Origin of the sequence: Pseudoalteromonas sp. SCSIO_11900, from assembly GCF_000576475.1 — a bacterium.
In the GTDB taxonomy this organism is placed as follows: domain Bacteria; phylum Pseudomonadota; class Gammaproteobacteria; order Enterobacterales; family Alteromonadaceae; genus Pseudoalteromonas; species Pseudoalteromonas tetraodonis.
In genome coordinates this window covers 461,939-474,418 of the sequence record NZ_KK070025.1, presented here as the reverse complement: position 1 = coordinate 474,418, position 12,480 = coordinate 461,939, and the positions used below count along the sequence as shown (strand labels likewise).

Below are 12,480 nucleotides of genomic sequence, written 5' to 3'. Positions count from 1 at the left end.
TAGAATGATTATGTGTCGAGAAGTTTTAATTTATTAGCCACACCATTCCAACTATCGGCATCTTCCGGGGCGGGTTTAACTTGGGTGATGCGTGGCCATATTTCTGCTAGCTCCGCATTTAATTGGGTAAACTCTTTTTGCGATTCAGGTAATTCATCTTCTTGAAAAATAGCATCAGCGGCACACTCAGGTACGCATAAACCACAGTCAATACAGTCAATAGGGCTAATAGCCAAAAAATTAGGGCCTTCAAAAAATGCATCTGCAGGGCATACTGATACGCAATCAGTGTACTTACATTTTATACAGTTTTCGGTGACTACAAACGCCATAATGGTTTAATACCTAATGTTTCACAATAACAGCTGCGGATCATACCCAACCCTTACCAAAACACAATAAATAAGTGCCAAAAGTGGGCAATTTAACGTAACATATGTCGCTTATAAATCAGCGCTTTGTGCCCCCCCTTATTGTGAGCGGAATTTAATCCCCGCTATGACACCTAAAGAGATATTAATGATACGTTTAACCGAAATAAAGCTGCCGCTTGACCATGACGAAAATGCCATAGGCCAAGCCATCATCAATAAATTAAATATAAGCCCAGAGCAGCTACACAGCTACAATGTGTTTAAACGCGGTTACGATGCACGTAAAAAAAGCGCTATTTTACTGATTTACACGCTTGATGTTGAAGTGGATAACGAAGCACAACTGTTAACCTCGTTTGAAAAAGACCAACACGTTAAAGTCTCCCCTGACACCAACTACAAATTTGTAGCGCACGCCAATAGCAGTATTAAAGAACGCCCTGTGGTAATTGGCTTTGGCCCTTGTGGCTTATTTGCCGGTTTAGTGTTGGCACAAATGGGCTTTAACCCAATTATTTTAGAGCGCGGTAAAGAAGTGCGTGAGCGCACCAAAGACACCTTTGGCTTTTGGCGTAAAAAGGCCCTTAATACAGAATCAAACGTACAGTTTGGTGAAGGTGGCGCAGGCACGTTCTCAGACGGTAAGCTCTACAGCCAAGTAAAAGATCCAAAACATTATGGCCGTAAAGTCATTACTGAGTTTGTAGAGGCCGGCGCGCCTGAAGAAATTTTATACGTTAGTAAGCCGCATATTGGTACTTTTAAACTAGTAACCATGATTGAAAAAATGCGTGCCCGTATTATAGAACTTGGTGGAGAAATTCGTTTTAGCACCCGCGTTGACGATATTCATTTAGACAAAGGCCAAGTGACTGGGCTTACACTTTCTAATGGTGAACAGCTTGAAACTCGCCATGTGATATTAGCGGTTGGCCACAGTGCCCGCGATACGTTTAAAATGATCCACGATAAAGGCATTTATGTTGAAGCTAAACCCTTTTCAGTGGGCTTTAGAATAGAACATAAGCAATCAATGATTGATGAATGCCGCTTTGGCGATAATGCGGGTAACCCTATTTTAGGCTCAGCAGATTACAAATTAGTACACCATTGTAATAATGGCCGTACTGTATATAGCTTTTGTATGTGCCCTGGCGGCACAGTAGTAGCCGCTACATCTGAAGAAGGCCGAGTCGTCACCAATGGCATGAGCCAATATTCACGTAGTGAACGTAATGCTAACAGCGCTATTGTAGTGGGTATTTCGCCAGAAAAAGACTTCCCTGGGCATCCCCTAGCCGGCATTGATTTACAGCGTAAGCTAGAAGAGCAAGCCTATGAACTTGGTGGTAAAAACTACGATGCCCCAGCACAGTTGATTGGTGACTTTTTAAAAGGTAAATCATCGGCTAATTTAGGGGATGTACAGCCTTCATATACACCAGGTATAAAACTGACTGATTTAAGCAACGTATTACCTCCTTTTGCGATTGAAGCCTTGCGTGAAGCAATTCCTGCCTTTAACAAACAAATTCGTGGTTTTTCAACCAAGGATGGCTTACTAACGGGTGTAGAAACGCGTACTTCATCACCTATCAGTATCAAGCGCGATAAAACTTTCCAAAGTATTAATACTAAAGGGCTTTACCCTGCAGGTGAAGGCGCAGGTTATGCAGGCGGTATTTTATCAGCGGGTATTGATGGCATTAAAGCCGCAGAGGCGGTTGCGTTATCGATGTTAGAAAACGCCTAACTCGATTTAATCGACCTTTACCGAAAAACCTCACAATGTGAGGTTTTTTTGTGCTAAAAATGTCCTGTGTTTCCATAAAATAGATAATAACAATGAGTATAAAACGGCTACTTTTAATCTTATGTGTTTGTACAATAACTAACTTACACGCAGCGGCTAACAATACAGAGCTTAAAACCATTAGTGACATTCACAGTGCCTATAAAAATAATACCACCACCGCTGAGCAGCTTACCCGCACTTATATCAACAGAATAAACGAGCTCAATCCTAAATATAATGCAGTAATTAGTATTGAGCCCACTGCAATTGAACAAGCCAAACAACTCGATGCACTGTTTAAAGCCGGAAAATGGGCAGGCCCTTTACATGGTATCGCGGTATTACTAAAAGATAACATTGAAACAACAGGTACATTACCCACCACAGCGGGCTCACTGGCACTTAAAAATAACATTACCAATAAAGATGCCTTTGTGGTTAAACAATTACGCCAAGCAGGCGCTATTATTTTAGGTAAAGCGAACTTAAGTGAATGGGCTAATTTTCGCTCATCGTATTCATCATCTGGTTGGAGTGCAATAGGTGGGCAAACCCATAACGCCCATGATGTAACTCGTAATCCGTGTGGTTCTAGCTCGGGCTCTGCTGTGGCGGTTGCTTTAAATTTTGCGCCTATTGCGCTGGGCACTGAAACCGACGGCTCAATTACCTGCCCTGCTTCGGTTAATGGGGTGTACGCCATTAAACCCAGCATGGGGCAAGTTTCGCGCGCAGGCGTGATCCCTCTTTCTAGTAGCCAAGATTCGGTAGGCCCAATGGCGCATTCTTTAAAAGATGCACTCGCAGTATTATCAGTCATTCAAGATGAAGACTCAGACGATGTATCGACACTCAACGTAAATAGAAAGCTTGATAGTATAGCGCCTAAGCCATCACTGAGGATAGGCGCGTTACCTGCCAGTAAGTTTACTGTGGCAACTCAAAAGCTTTACGCTAAGCAGTTACAAACATTAAAAGACGCAGGTCATACCGTTGTCAATGTTGCAGTAAAAGATGACTTAAGCACGCTTTACGTTGATGAATACGCCATCCTACTTTACGACTTTAAAGCCGAAATTAACCACTACTTAAGCAAAACACCAACGCAGGTAACCGTAAAAAGTTTAGATGAGTTAATCGCATTTAATAGCGCAAATAAACAGCAGGAAATGCCCTACTTTGAGCAAGATATTTTACAACAAGCTAACGCGGTTGATTTGAGTGAAATACAACGATACAAAAGCACCAAAGCGCGATATCGCGCACTAGCAAACCGCGCTATTAGCAATTTATACCGCAATAATCAGCTCGATATTGTAATTGCCCCCACCGTTTCGCCCGCGTGGAAAACCGATTTAATTAACGGTGATAACTTTAAAGGCAGTAGTAGTTCATTGCCTGCTATTGCAGGAACAACCCACATCACTTTGCCAGTAGGTAAAGTAAGCCACTTACCGGTTGGTTTATCAGTTATAGCTAATCAGAACGATGAAGCGGCTGCGTATAAGTACGCTGCTATTATTGATAATGTATTAGGCATAAAAAAAACCTGAGTAAACTCAGGTTTTTTAATGGCTTAGCTGTCTTACTTTTTAAGTGATAGCTTTTCGCCTTTTAAGCTTTTACGTACATTAGAAATTCGCGAACGGTTTTTCGCTCTCGCTTCACCGGTAGCTTGGCCTGATGGCTTATTAGCACGGGTGCGGCGTAAATGCGCTGGCTTTTTACCAATTTTATCAATCAGTACTTCACGATTACTTACTTCGTAACCTTCTAAGTAAACACGTTTAATTTTTTGACCAATTAAGGTTTCAATTTCAAACAACATGTTTTCTTCTTCGCGACTCACAAACGAAATTGCTTGTCCTTGGTTACCAGCACGACCGGTACGGCCAATACGGTGAACATAATCTTCAGCAAGCCAAGGTAAATCAATATTAATAACACGTGGTAAACCGTCAATATCAATACCACGGGCCGCTACTTCTGTTGCAACTAGAACCCGTACTTTGCCTTCTTTGAATTCACGTAACGCACGACGACGGTTACCCTGCGATTTATCACCATGACACACTGCAGCTGGGATACCGTCTAGGTTAAGTTCAGTGACTAGCTCATCTGCGGTTTCTTTCATGTTTACAAACACCAGCACTTGCTGCCAGTTTTTCTTACCAATTAGCTCAGAAAGTAACTCTTGCTTACGGCGCTCTTCTACTGGGTAAACCACGTGTCGTACTGTGCTTGCGGTGCTGTTAGTTTGATCAACACGCACAATTTCAGGTTGCTTTAGCACTTTAGAGGCAAATTGTTTAATTGCTGCTGGGAAAGTAGCTGAAAACAATAAAATTTGACGCTCATCAGCACAGCTTTTTATTACGCTTTGCATGTCATTAATAAAGCCCATATCGAGCATACGGTCAGCTTCATCAAGTACTAAGTGTTTTACTTGGGCAAGGCTTAAGTTACCTAAACGAATATGATCAAGTAAACGCCCTGGTGTTGCTACTACAATATCCACACCTTCTTTGAGTGCAATTTCTTGTCCTGCGGTATTAACACCACCAAATAAACTCACTACTTTTAGCGAAGTGTACTTAGCAAAGTCTTTAAAGTTATTCGCTATTTGCTCTGCAAGCTCTCGCGTAGGCGCAAGGACTAAGGCGCTTGGCGCATTCGTAGTACTGCTATCTGACTCAAATAACTTTTGGATAATAGGGAGTGCAAAGGCAGCGGTTTTACCTGTACCGGTTTGTGCACTTGCTAAAACGTCTTTACCTTTACGAACAGCCGGAATAGCTGCGCGCTGAATGGGCGTAAGGGTGTGGTAATTAAGTTCGTCTAACGCCTGAATTAGTTCAGGGGCAAAACTAAAAGATTTAAAATTCATTGCTGTATAACCTGCGGCCACATTATCAAGGGTCGCAAATTATACAGTAAAATCGCTTAAACAGTTAGTTTTAAACACCAGAAACCGCTAATTTATAAAATGCAGGGTAATTAGCTATTTCCTACAATGGCTATTCTAAATAAAGTTAATCAATAGAAGGCTTTTGTACTTGATTAAGGATTAAAATTTTGATTTACAATTTGGGTAGGTATGCCTATGTTAGTTTTTGACTAGAAATTTAAATAAATTGAGTTATATAGTGAAAAAATACTCGCTTGGGGTTTAATCCTTTGTTCAATCATTACGGTAAGTGGTTGTGCAAATAGCGGTAACCCGTCAATGGAAGATTTAACAGAAGTAGATGCCAGTGCAAAAATAATAAAAGGTAAAACAACTCAGCAAGAAATACGTATAGAATTTGGAAGCCCGTATAAGACGAGCTATACAGATGGTGGACTATCAATATGGAAGTATCGTTATGATAATACTTCAGCATTTACGGTTGAAACAGTTGGCTCTATCTTATTTGCCTATGGTTTAGCTAGTACAAAATCAGAAGGCACACGTAGTGAGCTAGTAATGTTATTTGATGAAAATAATGTTGTTAAGCAGTTCAATATGTCAAATATTCCTATTGAATCTGGAACTGGCCTTTTTTAGTGTGCTAAGTATTTTAGTAAAAAATAGCCAAAGTGAGATAGGTGGGATATAAGCTCAGAGCATCCTATGAAAAGTCATTCTTAAATGCCAAAAACCCTGCGCAAACCAAACTAGAACTGGCAGTGCCTATAAGCCAAGATATTGATATTAGATTGGCGGTCACTCATGCTAATTCAGCTATGTGGCAGCTTAAACTCAACTACTATTGGCAGTGATATAAAAAGCAGCCTCTGTGTTCACAGTAGGCTGCTTTAAAAACGTGTCTAATAAAGGATTTAAGAATTTAAGATAAAATCAAAACCTTACTAATATCAACACACTGCGCTCGGCTACCGACAAAATCTTGCTCATTCAGCTGATTAATTAGCGTTTCACCTTGTTGCTGTTGCTCATCGTTGAGCGGCACGTAAGGCATTCTAAACACTGGGTTAACCGCGCCGGTCATGATCATCGCGGTGTTAATGGCAATTGGGTTTGGCTCGCAAAACAGCCAGTTCATTAATGGTTGTAATGAATTATTAAGCGCATCATTTTTGCTATCCATTAATTGGCGGAACAACCCTGGGATCAGGTTAGATGTAACTGAAATAACACCATGTGCTCTATGGGTGTGGCGTGCATCGTGTGCTTCGTCATCATTCCCAGACCAACACGCGATACCTTGTTGTTCATAGTGCGCTATACGCTCATTGCCACCACATTCTTTAACACCAATAAAGTGCTCATGCTGGGCCAGTGGTTCAATAATATCAGGGGTGAGGTCTTGACCTGTGCGCCCTGCTACGTTGTAAATAAACGCCGGACCAATATCAAGCACACGTTTAAAGTGTTCTTTAACACCCGCAATAGATGTGCGCCCGTAGTAAGGGTTAATTTGCAATGAGGCATGCATGCCGCTGGCAAAACCATATTTAGTTGCCTTAATTGCTTCGCGCGTATTATTACTTCCGGTGTTACCTACAATCAGTAATTGCTCACCAAATTTATTGGCACTGTGCGCAATTAGCATTAAGTGCTCTTCCCAGTTCATTAACTGGCCTTCACCGGTGGTACCACCAACAACTATGCCGTCAACACCCGCTGCAATTTGTATTTCAACGAGTTCATCATACTTTGCAAGATCGATTTCACCATTTGTTAAGTAAGGTGTTTTAATTGCAGTAATAAGGCTTGCTTGTTTAATTTGTTCTAGGGTGCGCATAAAAAAATCATTGTTATTAATACTTGGCCTATTTGTACCATATTTACTGCGCTATTTGCAGTGATAGCCAGTATTTAATTATAAAATGGCTTGTGTTATTGGGTTTGATGATACAAAATAAACAACTGTATAAATAAACAGTATTTTGTTTTTTACTATTAAGCGAGCCACTATGCGTTTATCTGACTATTTAAGCACTCACTTTTATCACACTGATGAGTTATGCCAAGCACTCAACATAGACACTGAAACCCTTGAAAACTGGCAAGCGCAAAGCATTTTCCCTAAGCCAAGTTATTGCATTAAAAACCAGATGAGTTGCAGCTCTTATTCAGGCTTGTATGAATGTGAAGAATACGACGATTATTATCCCCGAGGTTGTGTAAATTGGGGGCAAGGGTTAGTTAAACAAAAAATTGAGTCATCTAACCAAGCTTTTAATCTGTTTGCCCAGCACTATACCCAATGTTTGGCAAAGCTTGCACAGCAAGGCTTTATATTTAACGAAGAATTGTTTGGCTGTGAAATAGAAGAACATTTACAGCAAGTGTGGCAACAATTTCTATGCAGCAAATATGGGGTGCTTACCCAAAATGGCTTAATTGATGAAATTGTGGCTGTGGATATTGGCAGATTATTAGTGGACGATATAACCGAACTGCGCAGTAAAGCTAGTTTAGATAAGGACGAGCGCGCCCGCATTCACCCCGCCATGAAGCTTTTAAATAAAGCCCTCAGCCATGGCGCCGATCACGAAAAGCAACTCACATTACGTAGCCGCTATATTGATGCCCTTATTTTAAAATACGACTTATCGATTAAATAAAGTTACAGCTCCTGCTTTGCTATTAGCTTTGTGCTGTTAACCAATGGTTTTATACACATCAATATTGGTAGAGGTAATAAATGTACCTACTGCATCACCAAAGGCTTTAAAGTGTGGTGCGTTTTTATGGGCTTCAAAATGCTCAGTAGACGCCCATTGCTCACTCACTAAATAGATGGTTTGCTCAGCATCGTTTTTAACTGATAGCTCGTAACGCAGGCAGCCTACTTCTTGGCGCGAGGTCTGTTGTAAGTTTTCGAGCTCGGTTAAAAGGCGATCTGCATCGCTATTTTCACTCGATAGTGTGGCAATTACCGTTAACATGGGTGTTCCTTGTTTAAAAAATAAAGGTGCAGCTTTGCTGCACCTGTTTTAGCTTTAGCTCTTTAGTTATTGATCCCACTGCGGTGCAAAGTCGGGCGTTGCTTGGCGGTCGTTGCAATTAAGGCCATCTATACGCGCTATGTCTTCATCATCAAGTTTAACTTTGTCGTTAAAGTTATCTTCTAAGTTTTTACGCTTGGTCGATGATGGAATGGTGGTCATGCCATTTGCATTTTCCCATGCAATAACCACTTGCGCTGGCGTTGCATCGTGTTTATTGGCAATATCTATAATGGTTTGATCGTTCAACACTTTACCAACCACAAACGGCATATAGGCTGTTACATGTATGTCATGCTGAGCACAAAAGGCGCGCAGTTTAGTGTTGGTTAAATATGGATGTACCTCAATTTGATTAGTGAATATTTCGCGAGGATCTAAGGTTTGCATCGCTTCTTTTAAGTTCGCAATAGTGAAGTTTGATACGCCAATATGTTTAGTTAACCCTAACTTTTTAGCTTTTAGTAGCTCAGTCAGGTATTCGCTCATAGGCTCATTGTTTGAGGGTGCAGGCCAGTGAACTAGCAATAAATCAACCGAGTCAACTTGCAGCTTTTCTAATGACTTTTCTACACTTGCGATAAAGTCGTTTTTATTGAGTTTATTGTTCCATACTTTGGTGGTAATAAATAATTCATCTCTGGGGATATTACTGTCTTTAATAGCTTGGCCAACTTGTTCTTCGTTACCATAAATTTGCGCGGTATCAATATGACGAAATCCTACTTCTAACGCCATTTTTACAGATTCATAAGCAGTTTTACCTTCTAAACGAAAAGTACCCATACCTAAGTCTGGCATTTCAATTACACGTTGTGTCATAGCTTTATCCTTATTAAATAATTGGTTTAAAATTCAAACGTCGCGTTTACTAGTCGCGTTTACTAAATACACCGATTATTTTTTTGATTTAAAATTTTGACCTCATATAAACACTGAGGCCATTCATTTTTATTTCAAGACTAACCTATATGAGTTCGGCTTTATTTAGCCTGAACATTATGTTTATCTAGCCTGCCACTGTATCGAGTGACTATTAAAGCCAGTAATGAAACAACGGCCCCAATCCATGCGGTATCTTTTAGTTCCATATGCTCGACTACAAGCCCCCCTGTAACAGAGCCTAAGGCTATTCCAATATTAAACGCTGCGATGTTTAAGCCCGATGCGACATCTACCGCATTAGGAGTGTGCTTTTTTGCCTGTTTTACTACATAAAGCTGCAATCCTGGTACATTACCAAATGCAAATGCCCCCCCATATTAAAATAGTCAGCACCGCGGCTACTTTTGATTCCATAGTAAAGGTGAAAGCCAATAAAATAATTGTTAACGCGCTAAATATAATACTCAGTGCGCTAATTGGGCCTCGCTTGTCGGCTAATTTTCCGCCCCATATATTACCAACAGCCACCGACACACCATAAACCAGCATTATTAAACCAATAGCGGATGGTGCAAAGCCAGTTTGCTGCTCTAATATAGGCGCTAAGTAAGTAAACGCGGTGAACGTACCGCCGTAGCCTAATATAGTCATTAAATAAACGAGCAATAAGCGCGGCTTAACAATAACCTGTAGCTGCTCTTTAAACGTCGCCGGAATAGACTGCTTTAAGTTTTTTGGTACTAAAATAGCGCTGCCAATTAGCGCAATTAAACCTAATGCCGAAACCACTAAAAAAGTTGCACGCCAGCCAAAGTGCTGGCCAATCCATGTTCCTAATGGCACACCCGTTACAAGCGCTACCGTAAGGCCGGTAAACATAATTGCGATAGCGCTCGCCTCTTTGTCTTTACTTACCAAGCTTGTTGCTATCATTGAGCCAATAGAGAAAAATACACCGTGAGCTAAGCCAGTTAGTATGCGCGCCAGTATTAGTGTTTCGTAACTCGGCGCTTGCCAAGCTAATAAATTACCCATAACAAATAAGCCCATAAGGCTTATAAGTACCACTTTTCGGTTCCAGCGCCCCGTTAATGCAGTGAGTACCGGTGCGCCAATAGCTACACCAACTGCATATAAGCTCACTAGTAAGCCTGCTGATGGTAAGCTCACGCCTAAATCGTTTGCAATAGTTGGCACTAAACCCACTATAACAAACTCGGTTGTTCCAATTGCAAATGCGCTTAAGGTAAGCGCCCATAAAGCCAATGGCATAAATACATCCTCATTTTTAAAATAGATGCATAGTGTGTGTAAAAATACCTTTGCAATAAATAGCACAAATGGCAAAATACTTTTGTTTATTTTGCAAATATAAATGAGTGAATTTATGCCTGTTCAAGCTAAAACTGAAGATCTAGAAATGTTTATTACCATTGTGGATTGTGGCAGTTTTTCCGGTGCGGCTAGTTTACTTGATTTAAATGTAGCTAAGGTTTCAAGAGCGCTATCTCGCCTTGAAAGCAGGCTAAACTGCACACTATTAAACAGAACAACTCGGCGTTTAGAACTGACCGAGGAAGGACATATATACATAGAATATGCGCGAAAGGCTTTAAACACTCTGCTCTTAGGGGAAGAAACAATAAAGCTACTTAAGCAAGCACCTAGCGGGCACTTGCGTATAGATGCAGCAAGCCCTTTTGTTTTACATCAACTAGCGCCACTAATTAATGAATTTAAAAAGCAATACCCGCAAATCACGCTCGATATTACCTCACACGACAATATTATTGATTTACTTGAGCGCAAAACAGATTTAGCTATTCGCATTGGAGACTTAAAAAATTCAAACCTGCATGCGCGAAAATTAGGCCAAAGTAAATTAAAATTGGTCGCAAGCGCTGATTATTTAAAAAATGCGCCACCGTTACAACAAATTTCAGATCTTAAAAACCATAACCTAATTGGCTTCAGTGAGCCCAATACTCTTAATCAATGGCCCTTGAAACATGAGCAATCACTGCACTTTGATTTAAGGGCTAGCAGCGGCGAAACCATTAGGCATTTATGTATTGCTGATCAAGGCATAGCACTTCTCTCACAATTTATGATTGCAGAAGATTTAGCCAAAAAACGATTAATAGAAGTTTTACCCCACAGCGTGAGTAGCCCAAATAGCCGAGAGTCTATTTATGGCGTTTATTACAAAAATGGGGCGGTTTCTTCCCGTATCGTTGCATTTTTAGATTTTATACAACCGCGGCTAAGTTTATAAATCGCTTTTAAATTCAATCTTAAAAGTAACTTAATGAAATAAAATATAACAATGACGGTTTTAAGATTAAACTGAGTATAAACACTGCAGTTGCATTATTTAGATGAGGTAGTATGGATTCTTTAACACAAGTCGCACTAGGTAGCGCTGTAGGCTATGCAGTATTAGGTAACAAAGTGGGCCGCAAAGCGGTGTTATGGGGCGCTATTTTAGGCACTTTACCCGATCTAGATGTATTTTTACCCTATGGCGGTAGTGTAGAGGCGTTTACCTATCATCGCGGTTTTAGCCATTCTTTATTTGTGCATTTATTAATAAGCCCGCTGATTGTGTGGCTAATATTAAAAATACACACAGGCATGCAAGCGTATAAAACGCGTTGGTTTTGGTTGGTTTTTTTGTGCTTATCAACACATGCTTTATTAGATTCACTCACTGTGTACGGTACGCAATTAATGTGGCCACTTACAGAGCATCCGTTTGCGGTTTCAAATATGTTTATTATTGATCCCCTCTACACGTTACCACTTTTAGTAGGGGTTATAAGCACTTTAATACCAAAAATAACCGCCCCGACCGCCTACAAAATTAACGCAATTACGATCACGGTAAGTACTCTCTATTTATGCTGTTCGCTTATTCTTAAAGTTGTTATTGACGATAAAGTCAACACTGCGCTGCAAAACAGAGGCATCACAGTCAATGAATACATTAGCACACCAGCACCATTTACTACTTTGCTTTGGCGGGTGGTTGTTATGTCGGATGGGAAATATTATGAAGGCTATGCATCGGTGTTTGATACAGCCAACGAGGTTACCTTAAATGCATACCAAACAACCCCTTCTTTACTAAACGAGATTAAAAATGAATGGGGTGTTAAACGCTTGCAGTGGTTTACAAAAGGGTTTTATTCCGTTCGCGAGCAGCAAGACAAAGTTATTCTCTCTGATTTACGCATGGGCATGGAGTGTGCCTATGTGTTTAATTTTGTTGTCGGTCAGAAAGATGGCTCAGCAATCAGTGTCGGTAATTTTGAAAAAATAAGTCAAAGACCCAACTTAAACAACTTACCTAAAATATGGGATAGAATTTGGCACCCCGATACCGTATTGGCATCGCCATTCGCAAAAAATAATTGTGTAGAGCAATAATATCAACTATAACTGCCGTCTTTTGGGTAAGCTCAACTC

12 protein-coding genes and 1 pseudogene are annotated in these 12,480 nt (G+C 40.5%); 7 read left to right on the top strand and 6 right to left on the bottom strand.

Going from position 1 to position 12,480, the window contains the following annotated elements:
• Positions 1-8: 8 nt before the first annotated feature.
• The gene (gene fdxA, locus BG00_RS16340; protein ID WP_008114035.1) at positions 9-332 is read right to left on the bottom strand and encodes a ferredoxin FdxA; all 324 of its coding nucleotides are present in this window, start codon (positions 330-332) and stop codon (positions 9-11) included.
• A 187-nt stretch (positions 333-519) separates the two neighbouring features.
• On the opposite strand from fdxA, the gene BG00_RS16335 reads away from it, so the two are divergent.
• Complete coding sequence (locus tag BG00_RS16335; RefSeq protein ID WP_036984071.1) at positions 520-2,127, top strand: NAD(P)/FAD-dependent oxidoreductase; 1,608 nt, start codon at positions 520-522, stop codon at positions 2,125-2,127.
• Between the two features lie 92 nt (positions 2,128-2,219).
• Positions 2,220-3,722 (top strand): amidase family protein, encoded by a 1,503-nt coding sequence (locus tag BG00_RS16330; protein WP_036983946.1) that lies wholly within the window; start codon positions 2,220-2,222, stop codon positions 3,720-3,722.
• Between the two features lie 32 nt (positions 3,723-3,754).
• On the opposite strand, the gene BG00_RS16325 is transcribed toward BG00_RS16330, so the two are convergent.
• The gene (locus BG00_RS16325; RefSeq protein WP_036984070.1) at positions 3,755-5,056 is read right to left on the bottom strand and encodes a DEAD/DEAH box helicase; all 1,302 of its coding nucleotides are present in this window, start codon (positions 5,054-5,056) and stop codon (positions 3,755-3,757) included.
• A gap of 339 nt (positions 5,057-5,395) precedes the next feature.
• Here BG00_RS16325 and BG00_RS16320 point away from each other — a divergent pair, with 339 nt between their 5' ends.
• Together BG00_RS16320 and BG00_RS17835 are read left to right on the top strand one after the other, a co-directional pair.
• The gene (locus BG00_RS16320; RefSeq protein WP_051498260.1) at positions 5,396-5,716 is read left to right on the top strand and encodes a hypothetical protein; all 321 of its coding nucleotides are present in this window, start codon (positions 5,396-5,398) and stop codon (positions 5,714-5,716) included.
• A 41-nt stretch (positions 5,717-5,757) separates the two neighbouring features.
• Positions 5,758-5,931, top strand: coding sequence for a hypothetical protein (locus BG00_RS17835; RefSeq protein WP_171034703.1), 174 nt, complete (start codon positions 5,758-5,760; stop codon positions 5,929-5,931).
• 68 nt (positions 5,932-5,999) lie between these two features.
• On the opposite strand, the gene dapA is transcribed toward BG00_RS17835, so the two are convergent.
• Entirely contained in the window at positions 6,000-6,917 is a 918-nt protein-coding gene (gene dapA / locus BG00_RS16315; protein ID WP_036983944.1) for a 4-hydroxy-tetrahydrodipicolinate synthase, read from the bottom strand.
• A 172-nt stretch (positions 6,918-7,089) separates the two neighbouring features.
• Here dapA and BG00_RS16310 point away from each other — a divergent pair, with 172 nt between their 5' ends.
• Positions 7,090-7,743, top strand: coding sequence for a DUF6058 family natural product biosynthesis protein (locus BG00_RS16310; protein ID WP_036983943.1), 654 nt, complete (start codon positions 7,090-7,092; stop codon positions 7,741-7,743).
• Positions 7,744-7,779: 36 nt separating this feature from the next.
• Here the strand turns inward: BG00_RS16310 and BG00_RS16305 are convergent, their stop codons facing one another.
• From BG00_RS16305 to BG00_RS16295, 3 genes and pseudogenes are all read right to left on the bottom strand, one after another.
• Positions 7,780-8,067, bottom strand: coding sequence for a putative quinol monooxygenase (locus BG00_RS16305; RefSeq protein ID WP_036983942.1), 288 nt, complete (start codon positions 8,065-8,067; stop codon positions 7,780-7,782).
• A 66-nt stretch (positions 8,068-8,133) separates the two neighbouring features.
• Positions 8,134-8,949 carry a 2,5-didehydrogluconate reductase DkgB gene (gene dkgB / locus BG00_RS16300; protein WP_036983941.1) on the bottom strand — a complete coding sequence of 272 codons (816 nt, stop codon included), beginning with the start codon at positions 8,947-8,949 and terminating at the stop codon, positions 8,134-8,136.
• Positions 8,950-9,110: 161 nt separating this feature from the next.
• Positions 9,111-10,284 (bottom strand): annotated as a pseudogene (locus BG00_RS16295) (MFS transporter).
• A gap of 115 nt (positions 10,285-10,399) precedes the next feature.
• Between BG00_RS16295 and BG00_RS16290 the strand changes: the two are divergent.
• Entirely contained in the window at positions 10,400-11,287 is an 888-nt protein-coding gene (locus BG00_RS16290) for a LysR family transcriptional regulator (protein ID WP_036984069.1), read from the top strand.
• Between the two features lie 113 nt (positions 11,288-11,400).
• Entirely contained in the window at positions 11,401-12,441 is a 1,041-nt protein-coding gene (locus tag BG00_RS16285) for a metal-dependent hydrolase (RefSeq protein WP_036983940.1), read from the top strand.
• The last annotated feature ends 39 nt before the right edge of the window (positions 12,442-12,480 follow it).